Consider the following 23,373-nt stretch of genomic DNA (forward strand, 5'->3'; position numbering starts at 1 on the left):
AGCACACCGACACCCCGAGCGTCCGCAACAAGTTCAATCACCAGGACACACCCCGCTGACCCACCCCCGTACGGCTACAAGCTCCGATTACCCGGTGCCCGTCCATGCCGTGTCACGCTGGTCCGGATTCCGGTATCCGCCGGAAGAGTTCACGGCACACCGGAGTAGAGGGGGAAATCGTGGGACGCACACCGGAGAGGATCCCGGTACTCGCTTTGTGGAGCGCGCCGCGCTGCCGGTCCACCGCGTTCGCGCGGATGATGACCGAGCGCGACGACCATGTCGTCGTGCACGAACCGCTCTCCCGGGTGGTCGACTTCGGCGAGGTGGAGGTCGGTGACCGGATCGCGCACGACGAGCAGGGCGTGCTCACGGCGCTGCGCGCGATCGCCGCGTCCAAGCCGGTGTTCTTCAAGGACACGACGGACTTCCACTACCCGGCGCTCCTCGCCGACGAGGAGTTCCTCGCGGCCGCGACCCACACGTTCATCATTCGCGATCCGGCCGAGGCCATCGCCTCGCACCACAAGCTGAACCCGGACCTCGGCCGCGACGAGATCGGCTTCGCGTGGCTGTACGAGATCTTCACCGCGGTGCAGGCCGCCACCGGAACCACGCCGGTCGTGATCGACTCCGACGATCTGCTTGACCGCCCGGCCGAGACCGTCCGCGTGTACTGCGAGGCGGTCGGCATCCCCTTCGTCCCGGAGGCGCTGAACTGGCAGCCGGGCATGCGCTCGGAGTGGCAGTCGACCAGCAAGTGGCACCAATCGACCAGCCGGACCGCCGGCTTCGAGCGCGGCTCGGGCGCGACGGCCGAGTCCGTCGCGGCGGACCCGAAACTGAGGGCCTACCGCGACTATCACATGCCGTACTACGAAAAGCTGCGTGCTGCCGCGCTGCGGCCGTGAGCGTCCCGCCAGGAATGATCGGAATGATCACCCGGCACGTGCACAGAGCGGCGATTCAGGCATGCAAGGTAATCGGGGCGTGGGCAGAAAGAATGACCGACGGTCCAGCCCTCGGTACCCCTGGACTGTTGAGACTTGAGATGGTTCTTAGTGAGGCGGGTAACTTGACGGAGAAATTGGTACCCTCCACCAGAAGTGCACTGCATCCAAAAAAGGTGTTCCGTGACGCGTGCGACGTGATGGAAGCTTCGGCGCTCCCCGCCAGAAGCGGACTGTGCGACACGGTCGATATTTCCGGCCATCGCAACAACACGGCCGTTTCCGCAGCGACGGAGACCAAGGTAGGCGAATTCAATGTGTGGAGAAACTCTTTCGCCGCCGAATACCTGCCTACGGGCGGAAGTCTCGTCCACGTGGACGGCGTCCCCTTCCAGTTCCCCCCTGTCTGCGAAGGACCGGACAACGTCCGCTGCGCCGGGCAGTTCATCCGCGTCCCGGAGGGCCATTACGACTGGATCCACGTGCTGGCCGCGTCCGAGCGTCGCAGCGAGGACACCGTCCAGCTGAACTTCGCCGACGGCTCGGTCGACGCGGAAGCGCTCCGGGTCTCCGACTTCTGGGCGGCGCCCGCGTGGTTCGGCGAGATCAAGGCCTTCGAGAGCCTCGTCATGCACTATCCGCACCACGTGCAGCGCGGCATTCCCGCGGTCATGTGGGCCCAGCGGGTCCCGGTCACCCGGCGCGCCGGCCTCACCGGCATCCTGCTGCCCCGCAACGTCGCGGTGCATGTCTTCGCCCTCACCCTGCAGCGGACGGAGTCCTGACATGACCGTCGAGGCGACAGCACGCACATACATGATCACCGGTCCTGAGCCCGAGCTCTGGTATCGCGACCTCATCAGCTGCCTGCAGGCCACGTGCGGTTCGCTGCTGGCTCGCGAGGGCGCCGACCCGCTGGCCGTACTCGGCGCGGGGTGGCAGTTCCTGCACCTGCCGGGCGACGTCAGGCCCGAGGAGTTCTACTACCCGTGCGCCGAAGGGGAGTTGGGCCGCGCCCTTGCCCCGCACCACGACCTGAGTGCCCGCTGGTGGCAGCCCGCCGACGAGGGCGACGTGTGGCGCGAGGTGCGCGAGCAGCTGGCCGACGACCGGCTCGTCATCGCCGCCGTGGACAATTTCCACCTGCCCTTCAGGCCCGCGTACGGGGATGTGCACGCCGCGCACCTCGTGGTGATCTACGGCCTGGACGAGACACGTGGTGTCGTCTACGTCTCGGACGCGATGCCGCCCGCCTTCCGTGGCGCCGTGCCCATCGAGGAGTTCCTGCGCAGCTGGGGCTCCGTCAATCCGACCGACGTGCAGGATGCCTTCTTCAGCGACTCGAAGATCGGCCGGCGCTGCCTCGATGTCAGCCTCGGCATGCAACCAGCGCCCCTGACACCGGAGTTGCTGGGCGGCTGCCTGCGCACCGACATCGAGGGCTTCACCACGGAGACCTCCGCCCGTACCGGGCTCGCCGGCTACGACGCGTTCGTCGAGGAACTGATGGAGCGGTGCCGGGCAGGGGACGCGGGCGCGCTGCGCGAGCTGTACCCGTTCGGCTGGGCCATGCAGGCGCAGGCCTCGCTGCACGGCGAACTGCTGCGCCGCTGCGGCCGCGACTGGGACGACGCGGTGCTCGCCGGGGCGGGCCGCGCGGTCGAGACCGTCGCCCACGCGTGGACCGGACTGCGGTTCACCGGCGCGCACGGCCACGGCGACCCGCGTGCGGCCGCGCCCGACATCGCGCACCATGCCACGCTGCTGCGCGCCGCCTACGCGCGCGCGGTCGACGCTGTCGTCGCGGCGGCGGCGCGGCTGTGAACGTACCTGGACCGACCTCCGTGACTGAGCGGACTGGAGAGTGATGAGCAAGCTGGCAGCGTTCGGCGGTACGGCGGCCGTGCCGAGGGACCGGCGCCATGTGCAGTGGCCGCTGATCGAGGACGAGGACCGCAAGGCCGTCCTCGACGCACTCGACGGCCCGCGCCTGGTGTCCGACACCGACGGCGTGAACGCGGTGTCCCAACTTGAGGAGTACTGGGCCCGCCGCTTCGGCCACGAGGCATGCGTCGCGGTGTCCAACGGCACCGCGGCCCTGGCCCTCGCCCTTGCCGCGCTGGGCATCGGTCCCGGCGACGAGGTGATCGTGCCCGCGTTCAGCTTCATCGCCACCGGGCTCGCCCCCGTGCACCAGATGGCGGTGCCGGTCTTCGCCGACATAGACCCGGTCACCTTCAACATCGACCCGGACGATGTCGAGCGCCGGATCACCCCCCGGACCAAGGCGATCATCCCCGTGCATCTGCACGGCGCGCCCGCCGACATGGACCGGCTCACCGCGATCGCCCGCAGGTACGACCTCGCGATCGTCGAGGACGCCGCCCAGGCTCCCGGCGCGACTCACCGCGGACGCCCGGTCGGCGCGATCGGTGACGCGGGCGCCTTCAGCCTCCAGGTCAGCAAGAACATCCCGACCTGCGGCGAGGGCGGCCTGCTGGTCACCCAGGACGCCGGACTGGCCGCCAGGATGCGCCGCGGACGGCAGTTCGGCGAGGACATCGAGGCCGGCCGGGACCGCGACTACATCTCGTACGGCTTGGGCTGGAACTACAAGATGAACGCCCTCCAGGCCGCGTTCACCATCGCGCAGCTCGACCGGTTCGACGCCTACGAGCGGGCCCGGCAGGAGAACGTCACCGGCTTCCTCGCGCGCCTGGCCGAGCTGCCGGGCCTGACGGTGCCGACCGCACTGCCGGACACCACCCACGCCTGGCACATCCTGCGCTTCCGCTTCGACCCTGCCGCGTTCGGGCTCGACGGTGTGCGGCCCGAGGCGCTGCGCCCGGCGCTGCGGCGGCTGCTGCGCGCCGAGGGGGTGCCGATGTCGCAGTACCAGCTGATGCCGCTGCCCGACCAGAAGGTCTTCTCGGACCGCGTCGGCTTCGGCTCCGGCTACCCGTGGTCCGTGACCGGCGCGCCCGGCACGACCGCAGGTGAGGACTACCCGGTGACCCGAGCGGTCATCGCCGACTCGCTCACGGTCCAGAAGCGCCATCTGCACCCGGGCGCCGGCGAACTGCTCGGTCTGTACGCCGACGCCTTCGAGAAGGTATGGGCGAACAGGGACATGGTGGCCACGCTCGCGAAGGCGGCCTCATGACCGTCCTCCAGGTCCAGGAGCGGGACACCCTGGATGCGGTCGCCGCACGCATCCGGTCCCACGTCGTCGACATGTGCGCGGGGCCCGAAGGCGGCCACCTCGGCGGCGCGTTCTCCAGCGCCGACATCCTCGCCGCCCTGTACTTCTCGGTGCTGAACGTGGACCCGCGGCGGCCGGACGACCCGGATCGCGACCGCTTCCTGCTCAGCAAAGGCCACGCCGCCGTCGGTCTCTACGCGACGTTGGCCGAGAAGGGCTTCTTCCCGGTCGAGGAACTCGCCGGATACGGGCGCCCCGGCAGCAGGCTGATGGGCCATCCGGTCCGCGCGGTGCCCGGTGTGGAGATGCCGACCGGTTCGCTCGGTCACGGACTCGCGCTGGGCTGCGGGTTCGCGCTGGCCGCCCGGTACGCCGGCCGTGACGCGCGCACCTTCGTACTGCTCGGCGACGGCGAGCTCCAGGAGGGCTCGGTATGGGAGGCGGCCATCGCGGCCGCGTCGCTGCGCCTCGACCGGCTGGTCGCGGTGGTGGACCGCAACGGCCTTCAGCTGACCGGTGCCACCGAGGGCATCGCGCCGATGGAACCGCTGGCCGACCGCTGGCGGAGTTTCGGCTGGGCGGTCCGCGACGTGGACGGCCATGACCCGGACGGACTTGCGGACCATCTCGACGCCGCGCCGTGGGAACCGGGCAAACCGAGCGTGCTGATCGCTCGCACGGTCAAGGGCCAGGGCCTTCCGTTCCTCGCCGGCCGCAGTGCCAGTCACTACGTGAGCATGTCGCCGCGCAATCACGCTCGGGCGGTCCGCGCACTGCAAGCCATGGAGGCCACCGGATGAGCCGCGCGACCCGAGAGGCGTACCGGGACCGTCTGCTTCCTCTGCTGCACCGACATCCCGAACTGATGTGCCTGGACTCCGACACCGGTCTGTTCAACGCCGAATACGCCGCGGCGGCCGGCGACCAGTACCTCAACCTCGGCATCGCCGAGCACAACCTGATGGGCATGGCTGCCGGGATGGCCGCGAGCGGGCGGATCCCGTTCGTCAACACGATGGCCGCCTTCGCCACCTCCCGGGCGCTGGAAGCGATCAAGATCGACATCGCCTACAACGGATTGCCCGTCCGCATCATGGCCACGCATGGCGGTCTCGCCGCCGGCCACCTCGGACCGACGCACCAGGCCCTGGAAGACCTCGCCGTGATGCGGGTACTGCCCGGAATGACCGTGGTGGTGCCTGCCGACGCCGCCGCCACCGAGGCGTTCGTCGAGCAGAGCCTGAACGTGGCCGGACCGCTCTACGTCCGGCTCGGCCGCAAAGCGACCCCGGCACTGCCGGCGACGGCTTCGCCACCCGTCATCGGGCAGGCACAGACACTTCGGCAGGGCGGCGACGTGGTGCTCGCCGCCTGCGGCCCCTACCCGGTGCTCGCCTGCCTCGCGGCGGCGGAGGTCCTCGCCGGACAAGGCATCGGGGCCACCGTGCTGAACATGCACACCCTGTGGCCGTTCGATACGGAGACGCTGGTGGCCGCGGCCCGACCCGCCTCGCTCGTGGTGACGCTGGAAGAGCACTGGCGCAGCGGCGGCCTCGGCGGCGCGGTGGCCGAGACACTGGCGGAGGAGGCGCCCACACGGGTGCTGAGGCTCGGCATGCCCGACAAGTTCGTCGACGAGGTGGGCAACCAGGAACACCTCGTCGCACATTACGACCTCACCGCGGAGCGGGTCGTGAGGGCGGTCCGTACGGCCCTCGACACGACGGCCCGCTCCGGGAGGACCGATCGGAAGGAATACGTCTCATGACCATGACCATGACCACGACCGCGACCACCGGGCAGGCCTGCCCGGAGTGCGAGGAGCAGGTACAGATCAGCGATTCGGTACGGCTCAACGAGATCCTGGAGTGCGTGGGCTGCCGCCGCGAACTGGAGATAGTGGCGCTGAACCCCATGGTGCTCGCTCTCGCGCCGGAGGTCGAAGAGGACTGGGGCGAATAGCCAGTTCCGGATCGACGCCGAAACCGGGATCCTCACTCGGCTTCCACACGGTCGACGACTCAGCAGGACCCGGTCCTCCAGCGGCAGGCCTTCAGAGCCAGCCCATGAGGACCGGGTCCGCCTCCCCGGAGCCGGCACGTCCGTGCGTCTGACCAACTGCCCTACGGCTGCGCCCTGTTACGCGCAGTGCTCCATTTCATCCGACGAGATGCACCCATATCAGGCACCGCATACGGGATCATGAGACACCAACGGGAGAGAACAGCTGTCGACATTTCTGGAAGCATGCCCCTCACGGGTACAACAACAGCACTCCGCGTGGGCACCGAAGCGTGCGATATGAGCGAGGTGCACATATGGGCGCTGCAGATTCCGGCCGGCGTCTCGGAGTCTTCGCTCAACCTGTCGGTTCTGGACGAGCGGGAACGCCGTCGCATGGCGGATTTCATCCACGGCTGTGACCGTACGCTCTACGGGTTTGCCCACGTGGCGCTTCGTGCGGCCCTGTCCGGTCTGACCGGCGTGGCACCCGATGCGCTTCGCTTCACCCGCGCCCCCTGCCCATGCTGTCGGGAGCCGCACGGGCGGCCCGTACTGACGTCTGCCTCCATGGAGTTCTCCCTCTCCCACAGCCAAGATCTGGTCCTGATCGGAGTCGCACCCGTTCCGATTGGCATCGACGCAGAGCCCGTGCCGGAGCCCGAGGTCGCGGAGCAGCTCGCGCCACTGCTGCATCCGTCGGAATGCGCGGAAGTCGAGGCTGCGGCTCCCGAAGACCGGTCGGCAGCCTTCGCCCGCCTGTGGGCCCGCAAGGAGGCCTACCTCAAGGGCCTGGGCACCGGCCTCGGCCGCGGCCTCGCGGCGGACGACGTACGCGGCGACCTTCCGGGGTGGCGCCTCACCGACCTCCTCCTGGCAACCGGTTACGCCGCTGCCGTCGCGGTGAATTCCCTGAATTCCCGCACGACCCTTCACCGTGCCCTTCCGAAGTACTCGGACATGGCAGCTCTGGACAGCTGATCGGGCGGCATCGCCGCTGGGCAGTGAGGTGCCGTGAGTTCGGACACGCGAACGGCCACTGCGGGACACAATTCGCACACCAGACCGACGGTGAACGGCGGTCGCCCCCGGCCCCGGCAGCCGGCCGACTGTTTATGCTCACGCCCATGGCACTCGAATGGGAACAGATCACCGTCGACTCCTCCGACCCCATCGCCCTCGGGCAGTGGTGGGCCGCGGCTCTCGGCTGGGTCGTGGTCGACAAAACCGAGGAGATCATGGAGATCCGGCCTGAGCCGGACCGGATGCCGGGGCTGCTCTTCGTCCCCGTCCCTGAGGGCAAGGCGGCGAAGAACCGGCTCCACCCCGACTTCCGCCCCGACGACCACGAGGCCGAGGTCGCCCGGCTGATCTCCCTCGGTGCCCGGCGCGCCGACCCCGTGCAGGAAGGGCAGCACTGGGTGACCCTCTTCGACCCGGAGGGCAACGAATTCTGTGTCCTGTCCGAGCCGAAGAGCTGAGCGGGACCGGTCACCCGTTCGGGCGAAGGTGCCGGACGGTTTCGCCCACCCGCAGCTGCCCCGTCTGCTACTCGCCGACCCCGGCCGAGCGCTTGCCGGCCGGGGTGAGCCCGGCCGCGTACAACGCCTCCCCCAGTCGCCGCTCCGGCGTGGCGAACAGCAGGGACGAGGGGCCGAGCGCTTCGGAGGAAGGACACGTCCACGCGCAGCCCGGGGCGCGTGGACCGTACCCGCCGCACCAGGGCGCGGCGGTCGCGGCCGCCAAGGGCCATTCCCAGGCGGCACCCAGGCCACCGACGGCAGGGACTGCAGTCCGGACAGGACCGGGCCGATCGCCGCACGGATGAACGTCACCCGGGCGACCAGGAGTCCGATCGGCGTGCCGATGGCGAGCGCGAGCAGGAAGCCGAGCAGACCGGGCGAGACGCTGGTCCACACGATGTCGTTCGATGTTCTTGCCCGCGGTGAGCCACGGGAACAGCACGTGCTCCTGGAACATCAGCGCGGGCCGGCCGCCCGGCGTCTCGATGGTCCCCGCGGTCGGCCGGTCGAGGCCCGCCACCAGGTTGAGCAGCGTCGACTTGCCGCACCCGGAGGCCCCCAGGAGCTGACGAACTCACCCGGCGCGACATCGAGCGTGATGTCGTCCAGTACGAGCTGGGGCCCGGCGGGCCCGGCGAAGGACTTCGAGACGTGCCCGATCCGGGCGGCGTACTCGGACTCCTCGGCCGTGCGGCCCGCGGCCTGGGCAACAGCGGTGATCATGGTCCTCACCTCCTGGCAAGCCTGTTCCCGGGGATCACCGGGAACCCGGCCTGTGATGCGGTTGTTTGACACCGAGACCGGCGTCGGCGACCTGGGGCCTGCCCAGGGCCTTGAGGACCTTGTTGAGCGGGGCGAGGTCGTAGATGCCGTTCAGGTCGAGCTTCTTGAACAGGTTGGCCTTTACCGCGTGGTCGGCCCGCGTCCGGAGGCTGGCGGCCAGCGGGTCGTCGGTCGTCTCGATCGACTTCCAGGCCGGGTCGATGACGTTCGCGGGTAGCTCCTTGCCCGAGAGCGCCTTCAGCGCGGCGTTCGCGGAGGTCTTCGCCCTGTCCGGGTTGGCCTTGATCCACTCGTTGGTCTTCACCGAGCCGCGCAGGACCGCCTCGACGACGTCCGGGTGGTCCTTGAGGAACCTCTGCGACACGACGATGTGGGTGACCACGAACTTCTTGTCCGGCCACAGGTCGGACTCGTCGAGGAGGACCTTCGCGCCGTCGGAGACCAGCCTGGACGCGGTCGGCTCCGGCACCCAGGCGCCGTCGACGGAGCCGGACGCGTAGGCGTCCGGGGTGATCTTGTTGTCGGTGCGGACGACGTCGACGTCGCCCTTGCCGCTCTGGGCGTGGACCTTCCAGCCCTTCTCGTCGATCCAGTCGAGGAAGGCCACGTCCTGGGTGTTGCCCAGCTGCGGGGTCGCGATGTTCTTGCCCTTGAGGTCGTCCACGGACTTGATCCGGTCCGGGTTGACGACCAGCTCGACGCCGCCGGAGGCCGAACCGCCGATGATGCGCAGGCTCTTGCCGCCCGACCTGGTGAAGCCGTTGATGGCGGGCGAGGGGCCGATCCAGCCGATGTCGATGGAGCCCGCGTTGAGCGCCTCGATCTCGGAGGGCCCGGCGTTGAAGGTGGCGGTCCGCACCGTGGTGCCGCCGAGCTCCTTCTGGAACAGGCCCTCCTGGACGCCGACCAGCGGGGTGGCGTGCGTCAGGTTCGGGAAGTAGCCGATCCGCACGGTGTCGGCGGAGAGCTTCTGGGCGCCGGCGGCGACCGGCGCGGCCTTGTCCGCCGTGTCGTCCTCTTGGCTTCCGAGCCGTAGCCGCAGCCGGCGAGCGCGCCGGACAGCAGGGGCAGGGCGGCGGCAGCGGCGACACTGCGGCGCAGGGTGGTGCGGGGCTTGCGGCCGGCAGGCACGGGAGGATGTCCTCTCGGAGGCCCGGTGCTCGCGTCCGTCGGAGACTGGGCTCCGAGACGCGGCCGGGACGTCGGCAGGTCTTCGGCGGTGCGGATGGACCCGGTGGCGCGTCCGGCGCATCCGGTCGGTCCGGTGGTGCGGGTGGGGCCGGCGGGCGCGCGAGCGGTGCGCGTACGTCATCGCGCGCATCGCGCCGCTCCGCCCTGTCCGCTGCCGAGGGAGCCGCTGCCGATGGGGCCGCCCTCCTTCGCGAAGGCCGCCTACACGCCGACGGCCCTCAGAAGTCCCACCCCTCCTCGTCCACCGCGACCGCGGCCTCGGCGGCGGCGAAGGAGTCGCCCGCCATGCAGGCCGCGAGCGTGGTGCCGTCCGCCGGGTCGATCAGGAGGAAGGAACCGGTGCGGCGCGAGTCGGCGTAGGGGTCGAGCGCGAGCGGCTCGGCGGTGCGCACCTTGACCCGGCCGATGTCGTTGGCGACCAGCTGCCCGGGGTCCGGGTGCTGGGAGAGGTCGTCCAGGGTGAGCCGGGACGGGATCTCCTGGACGATCGCCTTGACGGTGCGGGTGGTGTGCTTGAGGAGCACCCGCTGACCAACCGTCAGGGGCCGGTCGGCGACGTGGCAGACGGTCGCCTCGACGTCCTGCGTGGTGGCGGGCGCGTCGCCGGTCGGCACGATCAGATCGCCGCGCGAGACGTCGATGTCGTCCTCCAGGAGGAGGGTGACCGACTGCGGCGTCCAGGCCATGTCCACGGACTCGCCGAGCAGGTCGATCCCGGAGATCTTGGACGTACGGCCCGAGGGCAGTACGGTCACCGGCTCGCCGACCCGGAGGGTGCCGGCCGCGATCTGACCGGCGTAGCCCCGGTAGTCGGAGTGCTCGGCGGTCTGCGGGCGGATCACGTACTGCACGGGAAGGCGCGCGTGGCAGGAGGTCACGTCGTGGCTGACCGGGACCGTCTCCAGGTGCTCCAGAACGGTCGGGCCGCCGTACCAGTCCATGCTGGCGGACGGCTCCACCACGTTGTCGCCGGCCAGTGCCGAGATCGGGATCGCGGTGATCTCGGGAACGCCCAACTCGTGTGCGTACGCCGTGAATTCCTCGACGATCGAGGCGAAGACCGTCTCCCGGTAGGCCACCAGGTCCATCTTGTTGACGGCGAGCACCACGTGCGGGACGCGGAGCAGGGCGGCGACCGCCGCGTGCCTGCGGGTCTGCTCGATGACGCCGTTGCGGGCGTCGACCAGGACCACGGCGAGGTCAGCGGTGGAGGCGCCGGTCACCATGTTGCGGGTGTACTGCACGTGTCCGGGGGCGTCGGCCAGGATGAACCGGCGCCGGGCGGTGGCGAAGTAGCGGTAGGCCACGTCGATGGTGATGCCCTGCTCGCGCTCGGCCCGCAGGCCGTCGGTGAGCAGCGCCAGGTCGGGCCCGTCCTGGCCCCGCCTCCGCGAAGCCTCCTCGATGGCCGACGCCTGGTCGGCAAGAACGGACTTGGTGTCGTACAGCAGCCGTCCGACCAAGGTGGACTTGCCGTCGTCGACCGAGCCGCAGGTGGCCAGCCGCAGCAGGCCGCCCGGAAGCCGGTCGGACGCTTCGCTCTGAACTACCTTGTCCGTGACGCCCGTTGTCATGTCTAGAAGTACCCTTCTCGCTTGCGGTCCTCCATGGCGGCCTCGGACAGCCGGTCGTCGGCCCTGCTCGCACCGCGCTCGGTGACCCGGCTCGCCGCGATCTCCGCGATCACGGCGCCCACCGTCGAGGCCGACGAGTCGACCGCGCCGGTGCAGGACATGTCGCCGACCGTCCGGTACCGGACCTGGCGCTCGCACTGGGACTCCCCGTCCCGGGGGCCGCCCCACGCGCCGGACGCCAGCCACATGCCGTCGCGCTGGAACACCTGGCGCCGGTGCGCGAAGTAGATCTCCGGCAGTTCGATGTCTTCCCGCTCGATGTACTGCCAGACGTCCAGCTCGGTCCAGTTGGACAGGGGGAAGACCCGGACGTGCTCGCCCGGCTGGTGGTGGCCGTTGTACAGCTGCCACAGCTCGGGCCGCTGCCGGCGCGGATCCCAGCCGCCGAACTCGTCCCGCATGCTGAACACCCGCTCCTTGGCGCGCGCCTTCTCCTCGTCCCGCCTGCCGCCGCCGAACACCGCACCGAAGCGGCCGGCACGGACCGCGTCGAGCAGGGGCACGGTCTGCAGCGGATTGCGGGTGCCGTCGGGGCGCTCGCGGAGCCTTCCGTCGTCGATGTACGACTGCACGGACGCCACGTCGAGGTGGAGGCCGTGCCGCTCGACGACGCGGTCGCGGTAGGCGATCACCTCGGGGAAGTTGTGGCCGGTGTCCACGTGCAGCAGCGAGAACGGCAGCGGCGCGGGGGCGAACGCCTTGAGCGCCACGTGCAGCATGACGATTGAGTCCTTGCCGCCGGAGAACAGCAGCGTCGACCGGTCGAACTCCCCCGCCACCTCACGGAAGATATGTGCCGCCTCGGCTTCCAGCGCTTCGAGGTGGGTCATCGGGGGCGGCACCGGGGAGTGCCGCGGGCCGGTGAGCACGGCCGGGGTCACCACGGTCATGACAGACCTCGCTCGGTGAGCACCGCGTGCACCTGCTGGACCGACTCCTCGACAGTCCGGTCCTGCGTGTGGATACGGAGGTCGGGGGCGACCGGTGCCTCGTAGGGGTCGTCCGCGCCGGTGAGGCCGCTGATCTCGCCCGCGGCCTGCTTGGCGTAGAGGCTCTTCACGTCCCGGTCCGCGCAGATCTCCACCGGAGTCGCCACGTGCACCTCAAGATAGGGGACGCCCTGTGCGGCGTGCTGGTCACGCACGGCCTCCCGTGACATCGCGTACGGAGCGATGACCGGCACCAGCACGGTGACACCGTGCGCGGCGAGCAGCCCGGACACGTAGCCGATCCGGCGCACGTTGGTGTCCCGGTCCTCCTTCGAGAAGCCCAGGTCCGCCGAGAGCGCCGCACGGATCTCGTCACCGTCGAGCACCTGCACCCGGTGCCCCTCGGCCCGCAGCCGCTCGGCGAGGCCCATCGCGATCGTGGTCTTGCCCGCGCTCGGCAGCCCGGTCAGCCAGACCGTGCCGCCCTGCCACACGGCTGGTTTGCCCTTCGGTTCGGTCATGCGCGGATCTCCGTTTCGCGTGAGCTGTGGACCGGCTCCTCGGCAGGGGCGATACGCACGGTGGTGCCGGCTCCTGCGAGTGCCTGGCTGACGGGGGCGAGGGTGCGTCCGTCCGCGATGCGTACGGTGCCGACTCCGCCGGTGAGTGCTTCACGTGCGGCGATGAGCTTGAGCGCCATGCCGCCGGTGGCGGAGGGGTCGGGCGGGCCGGTCGGGGATATGCGATGGGTGCTCTGCACGCTGGTGGGGTCGTCGAGGTCGGCGAGTACGCCGGGTGCCCCGGTGAGCAGCAGCAGTTGGTCGGCGCCGAGTGCGACGGCGAGCGCCGCTGCGGCGCGGTCGGCGTCGACGTTGGCCGGGTGGTCGTGCTCGTCGATGGCGGGCGGCGAGACGACCGGGACGTAGCCGAGGCGCAGCAGCGCTTCGGGCAGTTCGGTGCGGACCGTGGTGATCCGGCCGCTGTGGTTGTCGCGGATCAGCACGGTACGGCCGTCGACGACGGAGCGGATGACGGACTTGCGGCGGGCGCGGAGCATGCCGCCGTCCATGCCGGTGAGTCCGACCGCGGGCACGTCGTGGCGGGCGAGTTCCGCGACCAGTTTGGGTTTGACCGCGCCGGTCAGCGCGAGGACGACCACTTCGAGCGTGGCCGGGTCGGTGTAGCGCGTGGAGACGTTGTCCGGGGCGACGAGGGTCCGCTGCGGGACGCCGAGCTCCCCGGCGAGCCGCCTGATCTCTCCGGAGCCTCCGTGGACCAGGACGATGGAGTGCCCCTCGTGGACGAGGCGGGCGATGTCGGCACAGATGCCCGCGGCGTCGACGGCCGGATTGCCGCCGCATTTGACGACGGTGAGTGGTGTGGTGGTCACAGTCTCTCCGGTGGGCGAGGGCTAGAGGGGGTGGAGGCCTGGGAAGGTGAGGCCGAAGGTTTCGGGCCAGCCCATGCGGATGTTGAGACACTGGACGGCGTTGCCCGCACCGCCCTTGACCAGGTTGTCGAGGGCGCCGATGGTGGTCAGGCGTCCGGTGTCCTCGTCGAGGGCGTAACCGACGTCGCAGTAGTTGGATCCCAGAAGGATCTTCGGGTCGGGGTAGCGGAAGATGCCGCGCTGGTGGGCGACGACGCGGACGAAGGGTTCCTCGGCGTACTGCTCGCGAAAGGCCCGCCGGAGGTCGGATTTGCCGACGCCGGGGCGCAAGGTGGTGTGAGCGATCGTCTGGACCCCGCGGACGGCTTCGACGCCGGTGGCCGTCATCGCCGCGCATATTCCCAGGTGTTGGGAGATCTCGGCCTCGTGGCGGTGGCTGGTGGGGGCGAACACGCGCATCGCGCCGCTGCGTTCGGCGTGCAGGTTCGCCGGTCCGGCGGTGGAACCGGAGCCGCTTGAGCCGGTGCGGGCGTCGAGCTGGACGCCCGCCTCCGTGTCGATCAGTTCGTGCGCGACGAGCGGGTGGAGGGCGAGGACGCCGGCCGTGGCCATGCAGCCGGGCACGCTGATCAGGTCCGCGCCGCGCAGCCGCTCGCGGTGCAGTTCGGGCAGGCCGGGCACGAAGGCGTCCAGCAGATGCGGGGCCTGGTGCTCACTGCCGTAGTAGCGCTCGAAAACCTTCGTGTCGTTGAGGCGGAAGTCACCGGTCAGGTCGATGACCAGTTTGGCCCGCTGGGTCCAGTACTCGATCTGGGTCATCACGGCCCGGTGCGGCAGGGCCAGGAAGACCGCATCGCACTCGGCGACCTCGTCGGCGGAGCAGAACAGCAGATCGGTGGAGGCCCGCAGATTCGGGTGCACCCCGTCGACCCGCTTGCCGGGGAAACGCGAGGAGACCGCGCCCACCACCTCGACCTCGGGGTGACCGATCAGCAGCCGCAACAATTCCCCGCCGATATAGCCGGCCGCACCGGCCACCACCACCCGCATCACGCCTCCACCCCGATCACCACAGGACCTCCGTAGCGAAAGTGCTCGACCAACCGGACGGCACATCCAAGCCACCACATTGAAATGCAACCTATGAACCCACCCGCATTCCGCGCGTCCGCGACAGGCTCATCCATCACGACCATCCGGCTTACGAGAGGGTGGATCGGGTACGCGCAACGATTACTCCCGGGCGGCCCCGTGTTCACGGACTGCGGTGCGGCCGCCCCCACACGCACGGTTTCCCGCTTCCCTTGCCCGGCGGGCATCAGCCCACCGCCCTGCGCGTACCGCCTACCGACGTCGTACCGCAGGGATCACGACCCATCGGGCTCACCCATACACGACGGATTCGACCTGCGTAGTCGTCACGCTTATTCGGTCCGGCCTCCGCGCATGCCAGCATTGATTTCCGCGCGTCATCAGAATTTCCTTTTCCAAAGCCTCCGGAGGCCCGTGACATGAAATCCGTGCTCGTCCTCTCCTGGATAGCCATCGGCAACGTGCCCGCCGCGGTCGCGGAGCTCCGGGCTCGCGATCTGCGACCGGTGCTGGTCTCCAACCTGCCGGACGATCCCCATGCCGGCCTCTGCGACGACCACATCGTGTTCGACTGGGACAGCGAGGAGCTGTCGGCCCTCACGGCCCGGATCGGCGAGCGGGGCATCGAGCCGATCGCCGTCGTCAGCATGGTCGAGAAGCTGATCGAGTGGAGCATCGCGCTCACCACGCATTACGGCCTTCCTGGTGGCGGTGCCAGCCGTGCCGTGCTGGCGAGCAAGACCCTGGTCCGGGAGCACATGCGTGCCCTGGGTCTGTCCGAGATCAAGTTCTCCGGCGACCCGAGGTCGGTGGACTTCTTCCCCGCCATCGTCAAGCCCGCGCGGGAGTCGGCGGCCTCGTACATGGTCCAGCGGGTGGACGACCGGGACGAGCTGCTGGCCTACCTGAAGCACCTGGAGGAGTCCGGGGCGGGCGGCGTGGAACTGATCGCCGAGGAGTTCGTGCCCGGCACGGAGTTCTCCGTGGACGGTCCCGTACTGAACGGCCGCTTCCACCCGCTCCTCGCGATCGAGAAGGCTGACCACAACGACGCCAAGCACCATGACGCGGGGCTCTCGTTCCACCCGCCCCAGCAGAGTCACGTGCGGGACGGCGTGCGCGCCCTGTGCGAGGCGATCAACACGCTGTGCGCCGATCGGGGCCTCGACCAGATCTGGCTGCACTTCGAGGGCCGGAGCTCGGAGGACGGCCGGACCGAGCTCGTTGAGATCAACCCCCGGGCCGGCGGTTTTCACACGGGGATCCCCGCGTCCATCCAGGCCCTCTACGGCATCGACGTGATCGCGGCGGTCGTCTCCATGGCGCTGGGCGAGTACGCGCCGCAGGAGCTGGGACCGATGCGCGAGCAGCCGATGTTCGGCAACGTGGAGCTGGAGGCCGAGGAGATCGGCACGGTCGAGGCCGTCACCACCGAGGCGGACCTGCTCGCCCTGCCCGGCATCATCAGCGTGCGCCTGTCCAACGGTTACCGGGTGACCCAGCTGAACAAGGAGAACTTCTTCCTCTCACTCACCCTGACCGCGGACTCCGTGGAGGAGCTGCGGGAGCATGCGACGAAGGCCCTCGACACCTTCGAGTACCGCGTCAGGCCGTAACCGGCCCGCTCGACCGTACGGGAAGCCTGGTCCGCCACCCGCAGGGGTGGTGGACCAGGCTCCTTTCCACGCCGACCGGCTCGGCCGGTGTCCGCGGACGAAAGGTCAGCCGGCGCCGAGCAGGGTGGACGCGGTCAGGTGCTGCCGCACCAGCCCGACCACCGCGGCCTGCTGGGCCGACAGGTAGAAGTGGCCGCCGGAGAACACCTGGAGATCGAAGGACCGCGCGGTGTGGTCCGCCCAGGCGGCGGCCTCGTCGAGGTCGACGCGGGGGTCACGATCGGGCAGCGCAACGGCGGCCGCGGTCGGTAGCGGTAGGTCTCCACCGCCTTGTAGTCGCTGCGGATCGCCGGAAGGATCATACGCAGCACGTCCGGATCGCTGAGCAGTTCGGCGTCGGTCCCGTCCAGTGCCGCGAGCTCGGCCACCAGCTGCTCGTCGGTGAAGCCGTGCACGTTCCGCGGGGGCGCTGGCGGGAGGGGGCCCGCCGCCCGGTGGGGAAGAGCGTCGCGACCGTGGTGCCCGCGTCCTCAAGGCGGCCGGCGACCTCGAAGGCCAGCATGGCGCCCATACTGTGCCCGAACAGGGCCAGCGGCCGGTCGTCTGCCCCTTCCGCCACGGCCTCGGTGATCCGGTCGGCCAGGGTGTGCAGCTCGGTGAGGCCGGACTCGTGGTGGCGCTCCTGGCGGCCGGGGTACTGGACGCACCGTGTCTGCATGCGTGTCTTTACCCTCAGGCGCAGTCCGCCGTCTCGCCGAGCGCGGTGTCCAGCTCGGCCAGAAGCTCCTCCGCCTGGGCGGCGGTGATCCCGTCCGCGCGCCACAGCATGACGAGGTCCCAGGAGCCGTCCGGGGCCGGGATGGCCTCCAGCATCAGCTCGATGTCGGTGCTGGGCGGGCGCACCCGCACCGGCTCGACAGCCACGTGACCGCCGAGGCTGCCGTGCGGGGGCTGCCCCTGCAGGACGACCCAGGTCTGGAAGAAGGGGTGGCGGTCCCGGGGCGGCGCGAGGACGCGGACGAGCTCGTCGAACGGGGTGTGTACGTGCTGGAGGTGCGACACCACCTGGGCGGTCGCCTGGTCCAGGAGGTCCTCGGCGCTGCCGCCGTCCGTGTGCGAGAGCACCACGGTGAACGGGTTGACGAAGTAGCCGACCACCGGCTCCAGGACCGGGTCGAAGCGGCCCGCGGTCACCGAGCCCACCGCGAGCTCGTCGGCGTCGAAGGTGCGGGCCAGAGCGCGAGTGGCGCCGGCGAGCAGCGCTGCCAGGGCAGGGCCGCCACGGCGGGCGGCGGCCTGCTCAAGCCGCCGCACGGTCTGCGCGTCGACCTTCAGGACCCGTTCGAGCCGGGCCACCGGGCCGGCGCCTGCCCGCGCGGGAGCGGGCAGGAACGGTGCCGGGACCGCTGACAGTTCCTCCTTCCAGAAGGGCAGATCGCGGCCGGCCCAGTCCGCGAGGCGGGTCGCCTCCCAGGTGCTGAACTCCCCGTACGACAGCGCCGGTGCCGCCTCGTGCGTCCGGCCCTCCGACCGCGCCGCGTACGCGCGCGCCAGCTCGTCGACGAGCACCGACTCCGACCATCCGTCGAAGGCTATGTGGTGCACGTGGAGGCAGAGCAGGTGCCGGTCCTCGGCCAGGCGGCACAGCCGGGCCCGCAGCGGGACCTCGTCCTCCAGCGAGAACGGCCTCGTCCACCAGTCGGCCGTTACCGCTTCGGCCAGCTCCCGCATCCCCTCGGCACCGGGAGGTGTGACATGTTCCAGCACGGGGGCCGCGTCCGCGGGCGCGAGCACCTGCTGCTGGGGGGCCTCGTCGAGCCACGGGTAGATGGTGCGCAGCGCCGGATGGGCCACGACGACGTCGTTCAGGGCCGCCTGCAGCAGGTCACGCCGGAGCGGTCCGGTGAGTGCGTAGGCCAGCACGATCATGTTGTCCGCGGATCCCGGGGCGCTCATCTCCGCGAGCCAGAACCGCTGTTGGGCGCGGGAGAGCGGGACGGGGGCCGTGCGGTCGGGGCCGGGGGCGGGCAGCTGCTCGCCGGGGGCCGCCTGCGCGCAGTGGGCGGCGATGGCGCGCGGCGTACGCAGCCGGTAGACGTCGGAGGCGGTCAGGCGGGCGCCCAGCCGGGCGCCGACCCGGGCAGCCAGCCGGATCACGTCGAGCGAGTTCGCCCCGGCCATGCCGAGGTCGTCGTCCTCGGCCAGGTGCGCCAGGCCGAGCAGCGCACGGATGTCGTCCAGGACCGGGCCGCCCTGGGCCGGCTGCTGCGCCGGAGCGCCGGCCGATCCGGCGCTCCGGCGCAGCAGCGCCTCCACCGCCTTGCGGTCGGCCTTCCCGTTGGCGTTCAGCGGGAGCTGCACGGCGTGTGCCAGCCGCGTCGGCACCATCGCGTCGAGCAGGCTGCGCGCCGCGTGTTCCGTCAGCTCCGCCTCGTCCAGGGGCTGCTGGTGGGCGGTCGTGTAGGCCGCCGCGAGCTGGACCCGTCCGGGTGCCGTCTCCAGCGGAAGGACACAGCAGGCGGTGACCTCGGGGTGGTTCTCCAGGACGGCCTCGACCTCGCCGGCCTCGATCCGCACTCCCCGGATCTTGAACTGGTGGTCGGTCCTCCCCCGGTAGCGCAGCAGCCCCTCGGCGTCGCGCACCGCGAGGTCGCCCGTGCGGTAGAAGCGCACGCCGCCCTCGGTGAAGAACCGGCGAGCGGTCTCCTCGGGGGCGCCCGCGTAGCCGAGGGCCACTCCGTCGCCGGCGACTGCGATCTCGCCGATCCCGCCGTCCGCGACAGGCCGCCCGTCCGCGCCGAGCAGGGCCACCGTGGTGCGGGGCACCGGCGTCCCGATCGGGATCTCCGTGCTGCCCTCATCCACGTCGGCCGGGCGGATCACATGGGTGGTGGCGAAGATGGTGCTCTCGACCGGCCCGTATCCGTTGACCATGTGCAGAGCGGGGAACTCGGTCAGCACGCGGCGGGCGTTGCTCACCGACACCCGCTCGCCGCCGACCAGCAGCAGGCGCACCGCGCCGAAGAGCTCGATCCGCTCCTCCGCCAGCACGTTGAACAGCGAGCTGGTGAGCCAGAGGCTGTTCACGCCCTGCCGTATGGCCGCCTCCAGCCCCTGTGCGTCCAGTGCCGTGGCCGCCTGGTCCATCAGGACGCAGCGGCCGCCGTTGAGCAACGGTGCCCACAGTTCGAGCGAGAGCCCGTCCCAGGGCAGCGGAGCCGCCTGGTGGAACACCGAGTCCTGGCCGAGGGGAATGGTCGGGCAGTTGACCAGGGTGCGGATGGTTCCCCGGTGCGGGGAGAGCACCCCCTTGGGTTTCCCGGTGGAGCCGGAGGTGTAGAAGACGCTGGCCGTCGCGGTGCCGTCGTACAGCGGCTCGGGGACCGGGGCGGTGCGTCCGAGCTCCAGCAGGGAGGCGAGGGTGACGGTGCGCACCTCCGCACCGGCCGGGACGGTCTGCGCGCCGGGCGCATCGGTGACGCACAGCGCCGTATCCGTGCCCCGGAGGGTCTCGTCCACCCGTGCCTGCGGCCACTGCGGGTCGATCGCCAGGTAGGAGGCGCCCGCGCGCAGGACGCCGAGCAGCGCGGTCACCAGTTCCGGTGAGCGCGGTATGCGCACCGCGACGTGCCGGCCGGGCTCGACACCGAGCCGGCTCAGCGCGGCCGCCACCGTCTCGGCCCGCTCGGCCAACTCGCCGTAGGTGACCTTCCGTTCGCCCTGCTGGACGGCGACCGCGTGCGGCCGCAGCCGGGCGTGGTGGGCCACCACCTGTTCGATGCGCTCACCGAACCCGTAGGGGCTGTCGTCGGCGGGGGTACTCATCAGATGACCTCCACCGGGAGGCGGGTGATGCCGAGCAGGAAGTTCGAACGCAGCCGGCGAACGTCGTCGGCAAGCCTGAACCGGGGCCCGGAAACCATCAGCTGTTCGAAGAGCAGCGACAGCTCCGCCTGAGCGATGGGCGCACCGATGCAGCGGTGCAGCCCTGAACCGTAGGTCAGGTGGCGGTTGGGAGTGCGGGTGATGTCGAAGAGGTGCGGGTCCTGGAACTGGTTCTCGTCGCGGTTGGCGGAGTAGTTCCACAGGGTGACGGACTCGCCGGCCTTGATCTGGACGCCGCCGCGTTCCACATCGTGCTTGGCCACCCGCTGCACATAGGCGTTGGTCGAGCTCCAGCGCAGCATCTCCTCGACGGCGGTGCCGACGAGCTGCGGCGACTCGCGCAGCCGCTGGTACTGCTCGGGGTGGTCCATCAGCGCGAGCAGACCGGTGCACGCGGTGTACGACGACGTCTCGTTGCCGCCGACGGCGACGTTCATGCAGTTGTAGAAGATCTCCTCCTCGCTCAGCCGGCGGCCGTTGACCTCCGCGCGCACGAGGGTGCTGATCAGGTCGTTGCCGGGGTTGCGGCGGCGCTCGGCGACGATGTCGGCGAAGAACTCGAACACCTCGGCCTGGAGCCAGGCCAGGCGCAGCCGCTGGTCACCGCCGGTGTCCACGAAGATCTCATCGCGGTAGCCGACCATCCGCCGGGTCAGCCCGATGAGGTGGTGAGCCTCCTCGTGGCTGATGCCCATGACCACCATGAGCGCACCGGCCGGAAGCTCCGGAGCGATGTCGGTAGCGAAGTCGCAGCCGCCGTCCGTACGGGTCCGCTCCAGGGCGCGGGCGAGGAGCTCGGCGACCTGTGCCGCGACGCGCTTGGCCACGCCCGGTGACATCGACGGGTGGATCACCTGCTTGAGCATGCGGTGGCGGGGCAGGTCGGTGGTGACCAGCATCCGCCCGGCCGAGGTGTCGTCCTCGCTGCGGAAGGAGCCGCCCACGATGGCGCCGCGCCCGGAGCCGAAGGTCTCGTGGTTACGGTAGGCCCACATCACGTCGTCGTACGTGGTCAGGGCCCAGAAGCGGCTGCCGTCGGCGCCTTCGTTCCAGTAGATGGGCTGCTCGGCGCGGAGCTTGGCGAAGGCGGCCGTGTGGTCGCCGCGCATGAACAGGTCGACGTCGGTGAGGTCGATGCCGGTGACCGTCTGCGGCTGGGTCAGGGTCTGCTGGCTCATGCCGTCGCTCCTTCGCGCGACGCGTCGATGGCCGCCGCGAGGTCCTTCAGCACGGTGTTGTTGAGCAGCACCGGGAAGGGGAGGGAGAGGCCGAGCTCGCGGTTGATGCGGTGGTGCATGCGGAAGGCGAGCAGCGAGTGGCCGCCCAGACCGAAGAAGTCCTCGTCCCTGCCGACGCGTTCGGTGCTGAACAGGTTCTCCCAGAGGCCGGCGAGGAACCGCTCGGTGTCGGTCTGCGGACCCGCGTACGACTCCTCGCGCTCCAGGTGCTTGGCGAGCACCTCGCGCAGGGCGTCCAGGTCGCGCTTGCCGTGCGCCGTCGCCGGGATCCGGTCCTGCATGATGAACTGGCTGGGCACCATGAAGTCCGGCAGGTCCCGCTCGGCCCGCTCGCGCAGCTCCTTGACGCCCAGGCCGTTTTCGAGCACCACGAACGCCACCAGGCGCCGGTCGTTGCCCTCACCCTGCGGCAGCACGACGGCCTCCTGGACCTCGGGGTAGCGGCGCAGACCCCGCTCGACCTCACCCGGTTCGACCCGGTAGCCACGGATCTTGACCTGGTTGTCGGCACGGCCGACGAACATCAAGGCGCCGTCCTCGCGCTGCCGCGCCAAGTCGCCGGTGCGGTACATGCGTTCGCCGTCGGCCTCGCCCGGCAGGGTGAGGAAGCGTTCGTCGGTCAGATCGGGGCGGTCCTGGTAGCCGCGGGCCACGCCGGGGCCGCTGACGAACAGCTCGCCGGTCTCGCCGGGGGCCACGGGCTCCAGCTCCGGGGAGAGCACCCGCACCGACACTCCGTCCAGAGGCAGGCCGATCGGGATGGCGTCGGACTCCGCGTCCTCGGCCGTCACCTGATGCGCAGTGCAGGCGGTGGTGATCTCGGCAGGACCGTAGAGGTTGTAGAGGGCGCCCTTGAACTGTCCGCCCAACAGCGCCCGGCAGGCTGCCGGGAGGAGCACATCGCCGCCGGCCTGGAGGACGCGCAGCGGGGCGAAGGCGTCCCGGTCCTCGCGCACCACATGGTTGACCACCATGGTCGGCACGAGCATCGCCGTGATGCCGTACTGCCTCATCTGCCGCTGGAAGTCGGCGGCCAGCAGATCCGGCACGGGCGGGAGGACAACCGCCTGCGCACCGTACCCGAGGGTGCTCCACATTTCGAAGTGGAAAGCGTCGAAGGAAATGCTGGATATCTGGCCGACCCGGTCCGCCGACGTGAGCACCGGCAGGCTCGGGTTACTGGCGAAGGAGACGATATTGCGGTGCTCCAGGACAATCGCCTTGGGCTCACCGGAGGAACCGGAGGTGAACAGCACGCTGGCCGCGCTGTTCGGTTCCACAACCCCCTCGGCCGGAGCGGTGTCCGCAGCAGCGCGGTCTTCGATGGAGACGATCCGGGCGGACACAGACGTCAGCCGGTCCTCCCATCCGGCCTCGGTGAGCACGATCTTTGCACCGCTGCTGTCCAGCATCAGATCGCGACGGGTGTCCGGGTAGCGGCTATCCACGGCGACATAGGCCGCCCCCGACTTGAGAATTCCGAGGATTGCCACGAAGAGCTCGACCGACCTGCGCAGATAAATCCCGACACGGTCCTCGGCCCCCACCCCATGGCTCCGCAGCAATGCGCTGACCGCGTTGGACTCCTCGTCCAGCTGCGCATAGGTCAGAGTCCGGTTGTCATCACGAACGGCCGGGCGGTGCGGGTGCGCCTCCACAGACCGCGCGAAGAGCTCCGTGAGGGTGCCGACAGATCCCCTGATTACCACTGCTTCCTCCTGTTTTTCATATGCCGTTCTCGGAATTCGCGATAGGCAACCCTGCGCGCCGCCCCATTACGTAATAATGGGTAGATGATGGCTGTCTTGCTTTTGCTTTGCGAGGGATCACCTTTACGGGCAGCCCCTGAGACTCCTGATGCGTAGCGGTGCCTCGCCTGCCGGGTCGTTGTCCGGGCGTGTGGGCAGGTGCGCCAACTCTGAGATGGCACTGGTCAGGA

21 protein-coding genes and 3 pseudogenes are annotated in these 23,373 nt (G+C 70.2%); 10 read left to right on the forward strand and 14 right to left on the reverse strand.

The annotated features are described in order from the left end of the window. The first annotated feature begins 179 nt into the window (after positions 1 to 179). The 9 genes from ACZ3TS_RS39635 (at position 180) to ACZ3TS_RS39675 (ending at position 7,634) form a co-directional block, all read left to right on the forward strand. Complete coding sequence (locus ACZ3TS_RS39635) at positions 180 to 911, forward strand: sulfotransferase-like domain-containing protein (RefSeq protein ID WP_467627253.1); 732 nt, start codon at positions 180 to 182, stop codon at positions 909 to 911. Between the two features lie 356 nt (positions 912 to 1,267). Beyond that, the gene (locus tag ACZ3TS_RS39640) at positions 1,268 to 1,735 is read left to right on the forward strand and encodes a hypothetical protein (RefSeq protein ID WP_467627255.1); all 468 of its coding nucleotides are present in this window, start codon (positions 1,268 to 1,270) and stop codon (positions 1,733 to 1,735) included. 1 nt (position 1,736) lies between these two features. Continuing rightward, positions 1,737 to 2,774 (forward strand): BtrH N-terminal domain-containing protein, encoded by a 1,038-nt coding sequence (locus ACZ3TS_RS39645; RefSeq protein ID WP_467627257.1) that lies wholly within the window; start codon positions 1,737 to 1,739, stop codon positions 2,772 to 2,774. A 43-nt stretch (positions 2,775 to 2,817) separates the two neighbouring features. Further along, on the forward strand, positions 2,818 to 4,113 hold the full coding sequence (locus ACZ3TS_RS39650) for a DegT/DnrJ/EryC1/StrS family aminotransferase (RefSeq protein WP_467627260.1): 1,296 nt from the start codon (positions 2,818 to 2,820) through the stop codon (positions 4,111 to 4,113). Further along, positions 4,110 to 4,952 (forward strand): transketolase, encoded by an 843-nt coding sequence (locus ACZ3TS_RS39655; RefSeq protein WP_467627262.1) that lies wholly within the window; start codon positions 4,110 to 4,112, stop codon positions 4,950 to 4,952. Before ACZ3TS_RS39650 ends, ACZ3TS_RS39655 begins: the two co-directional genes overlap by 4 nt. Next, on the forward strand, positions 4,949 to 5,920 hold the full coding sequence (locus ACZ3TS_RS39660) for a transketolase family protein (RefSeq protein WP_467627264.1): 972 nt from the start codon (positions 4,949 to 4,951) through the stop codon (positions 5,918 to 5,920). Before ACZ3TS_RS39655 ends, ACZ3TS_RS39660 begins: the two co-directional genes overlap by 4 nt. Next, a complete protein-coding gene (locus ACZ3TS_RS39665) occupies positions 5,917 to 6,114 on the forward strand; it encodes a lysine biosynthesis protein LysW (RefSeq protein WP_467627267.1) in 198 nt (65 codons plus the stop codon). The genes ACZ3TS_RS39660 and ACZ3TS_RS39665 overlap by 4 nt, the downstream gene beginning before the upstream one ends. A 339-nt stretch (positions 6,115 to 6,453) precedes the next feature. Continuing rightward, positions 6,454 to 7,134 (forward strand): 4'-phosphopantetheinyl transferase family protein, encoded by a 681-nt coding sequence (locus ACZ3TS_RS39670; protein ID WP_467627269.1) that lies wholly within the window; start codon positions 6,454 to 6,456, stop codon positions 7,132 to 7,134. 146 nt (positions 7,135 to 7,280) lie between these two features. Then, the gene (locus tag ACZ3TS_RS39675) at positions 7,281 to 7,634 is read left to right on the forward strand and encodes a VOC family protein (protein WP_467627271.1); all 354 of its coding nucleotides are present in this window, start codon (positions 7,281 to 7,283) and stop codon (positions 7,632 to 7,634) included. A 67-nt stretch (positions 7,635 to 7,701) separates the two neighbouring features. On the opposite strand, the gene ACZ3TS_RS39680 is transcribed toward ACZ3TS_RS39675, so the two are convergent. The 9 genes and pseudogenes from ACZ3TS_RS39680 to argC all read right to left on the reverse strand — a co-directional run bounded on the left by ACZ3TS_RS39680 (position 7,702) and on the right by argC (position 14,653). After that, positions 7,702 to 7,899 carry a hypothetical protein gene (locus ACZ3TS_RS39680; RefSeq protein WP_467627296.1) on the reverse strand — a complete coding sequence of 66 codons (198 nt, stop codon included), beginning with the start codon at positions 7,897 to 7,899 and terminating at the stop codon, positions 7,702 to 7,704. Positions 7,900 to 7,910: 11 nt separating this feature from the next. Further along, positions 7,911 to 8,078, reverse strand: a pseudogene (locus ACZ3TS_RS39685) (ABC transporter permease); the annotation flags it as partial. Position 8,079: 1 nt separating this feature from the next. Then, positions 8,080 to 8,399, reverse strand: a pseudogene (locus ACZ3TS_RS39690) (ATP-binding cassette domain-containing protein); the annotation flags it as partial. 34 nt (positions 8,400 to 8,433) lie between these two features. Beyond that, a pseudogene (locus ACZ3TS_RS39695) lies at positions 8,434 to 9,590 on the reverse strand (ABC transporter substrate-binding protein). A 278-nt stretch (positions 9,591 to 9,868) separates the two neighbouring features. Further along, entirely contained in the window at positions 9,869 to 11,224 is a 1,356-nt protein-coding gene (locus ACZ3TS_RS39700; RefSeq protein WP_467627273.1) for a sulfate adenylyltransferase subunit 1, read from the reverse strand. Between the two features lie 2 nt (positions 11,225 to 11,226). Continuing rightward, positions 11,227 to 12,114 carry a sulfate adenylyltransferase subunit CysD gene (cysD, locus tag ACZ3TS_RS39705; protein ID WP_467627294.1) on the reverse strand — a complete coding sequence of 296 codons (888 nt, stop codon included), beginning with the start codon at positions 12,112 to 12,114 and terminating at the stop codon, positions 11,227 to 11,229. A 56-nt stretch (positions 12,115 to 12,170) separates the two neighbouring features. Then, on the reverse strand, positions 12,171 to 12,734 hold the full coding sequence (gene cysC / locus ACZ3TS_RS39710) for an adenylyl-sulfate kinase (RefSeq protein ID WP_454646444.1): 564 nt from the start codon (positions 12,732 to 12,734) through the stop codon (positions 12,171 to 12,173). Beyond that, positions 12,731 to 13,603, reverse strand: coding sequence for a [LysW]-aminoadipate kinase (locus tag ACZ3TS_RS39715; protein WP_467627276.1), 873 nt, complete (start codon positions 13,601 to 13,603; stop codon positions 12,731 to 12,733). Before ACZ3TS_RS39715 ends, cysC begins: the two co-directional genes overlap by 4 nt. 21 nt (positions 13,604 to 13,624) lie before the next feature. Then, positions 13,625 to 14,653 carry an N-acetyl-gamma-glutamyl-phosphate reductase gene (argC, locus tag ACZ3TS_RS39720; protein WP_467627279.1) on the reverse strand — a complete coding sequence of 343 codons (1,029 nt, stop codon included), beginning with the start codon at positions 14,651 to 14,653 and terminating at the stop codon, positions 13,625 to 13,627. Positions 14,654 to 15,114: 461 nt separating this feature from the next. Here argC and ACZ3TS_RS39725 point away from each other — a divergent pair, with 461 nt between their 5' ends. Further along, positions 15,115 to 16,311, forward strand: coding sequence for an ATP-grasp domain-containing protein (locus ACZ3TS_RS39725; RefSeq protein ID WP_467627281.1), 1,197 nt, complete (start codon positions 15,115 to 15,117; stop codon positions 16,309 to 16,311). 134 nt (positions 16,312 to 16,445) lie between these two features. Here the strand turns inward: ACZ3TS_RS39725 and ACZ3TS_RS39730 are convergent, their stop codons facing one another. The 5 genes from ACZ3TS_RS39730 to ACZ3TS_RS39750 are packed head-to-tail and all read right to left on the reverse strand — an operon-like array spanning position 16,446 to position 23,143. Beyond that, entirely contained in the window at positions 16,446 to 16,766 is a 321-nt protein-coding gene (locus tag ACZ3TS_RS39730) for a thioesterase II family protein (protein ID WP_467627283.1), read from the reverse strand. Then, positions 16,670 to 17,029 (reverse strand): thioesterase II family protein, encoded by a 360-nt coding sequence (locus ACZ3TS_RS39735; RefSeq protein ID WP_467627285.1) that lies wholly within the window; start codon positions 17,027 to 17,029, stop codon positions 16,670 to 16,672. The genes ACZ3TS_RS39730 and ACZ3TS_RS39735 overlap by 97 nt, the downstream gene beginning before the upstream one ends. Positions 17,030 to 17,043: 14 nt before the next feature. Then, positions 17,044 to 20,136: an amino acid adenylation domain-containing protein gene (locus tag ACZ3TS_RS39740; RefSeq protein ID WP_467627287.1), complete on the reverse strand. Its 3,093-nt coding sequence runs from the start codon at positions 20,134 to 20,136 to the stop codon at positions 17,044 to 17,046. Further along, positions 20,136 to 21,374, reverse strand: a complete 1,239-nt coding sequence (locus tag ACZ3TS_RS39745; RefSeq protein WP_467627289.1) for a cytochrome P450 — start codon at positions 21,372 to 21,374, stop codon at positions 20,136 to 20,138. The genes ACZ3TS_RS39740 and ACZ3TS_RS39745 overlap by 1 nt, the downstream gene beginning before the upstream one ends. Next, a complete protein-coding gene (locus tag ACZ3TS_RS39750; RefSeq protein ID WP_467627292.1) occupies positions 21,371 to 23,143 on the reverse strand; it encodes a non-ribosomal peptide synthetase in 1,773 nt (590 codons plus the stop codon). The genes ACZ3TS_RS39745 and ACZ3TS_RS39750 overlap by 4 nt, the downstream gene beginning before the upstream one ends. Positions 23,144 to 23,373 lie beyond the last annotated feature (230 nt).

The organism is Streptomyces sp. NPDC022910 (genome assembly GCF_055561075.1).

Bases quoted from the DNA above. Each gene is read 5' to 3' on its own strand.
- ACZ3TS_RS39645 (WP_467627257.1), top strand. From the start codon at position 1,737: ATGACCGTCGAGGCGACAGCACGCACATACATGATCACCGGTCCTGAG.
- ACZ3TS_RS39650 (WP_467627260.1), top strand. From the start codon at position 2,818: ATGAGCAAGCTGGCAGCGTTCGGCGGTACGGCGGCCGTGCCGAGGGAC.
- ACZ3TS_RS39655 (WP_467627262.1), top strand. From the start codon at position 4,110: ATGACCGTCCTCCAGGTCCAGGAGCGGGACACCCTGGATGCGGTCGCC.
- ACZ3TS_RS39660 (WP_467627264.1), top strand. From the start codon at position 4,949: ATGAGCCGCGCGACCCGAGAGGCGTACCGGGACCGTCTGCTTCCTCTG.
- ACZ3TS_RS39665 (WP_467627267.1), top strand. From the start codon at position 5,917: ATGACCATGACCATGACCACGACCGCGACCACCGGGCAGGCCTGCCCG.
- ACZ3TS_RS39670 (WP_467627269.1), top strand. From the start codon at position 6,454: ATGAGCGAGGTGCACATATGGGCGCTGCAGATTCCGGCCGGCGTCTCG.
- ACZ3TS_RS39675 (WP_467627271.1), top strand. From the start codon at position 7,281: ATGGCACTCGAATGGGAACAGATCACCGTCGACTCCTCCGACCCCATC.
- ACZ3TS_RS39700 (WP_467627273.1), bottom strand. From the start codon at position 11,224: ATGACAACGGGCGTCACGGACAAGGTAGTTCAGAGCGAAGCGTCCGAC.
- cysD (WP_467627294.1), bottom strand. From the start codon at position 12,114: ATGACCCACCTCGAAGCGCTGGAAGCCGAGGCGGCACATATCTTCCGT.
- cysC (WP_454646444.1), bottom strand. From the start codon at position 12,734: ATGACCGAACCGAAGGGCAAACCAGCCGTGTGGCAGGGCGGCACGGTC.
- argC (WP_467627279.1), bottom strand. From the start codon at position 14,653: ATGCGGGTGGTGGTGGCCGGTGCGGCCGGCTATATCGGCGGGGAATTG.
- ACZ3TS_RS39725 (WP_467627281.1), top strand. From the start codon at position 15,115: ATGAAATCCGTGCTCGTCCTCTCCTGGATAGCCATCGGCAACGTGCCC.
- ACZ3TS_RS39735 (WP_467627285.1), bottom strand. From the start codon at position 17,029: ATGCAGACACGGTGCGTCCAGTACCCCGGCCGCCAGGAGCGCCACCAC.
- ACZ3TS_RS39740 (WP_467627287.1), bottom strand. From the start codon at position 20,136: ATGAGTACCCCCGCCGACGACAGCCCCTACGGGTTCGGTGAGCGCATC.
- ACZ3TS_RS39745 (WP_467627289.1), bottom strand. From the start codon at position 21,374: ATGAGCCAGCAGACCCTGACCCAGCCGCAGACGGTCACCGGCATCGAC.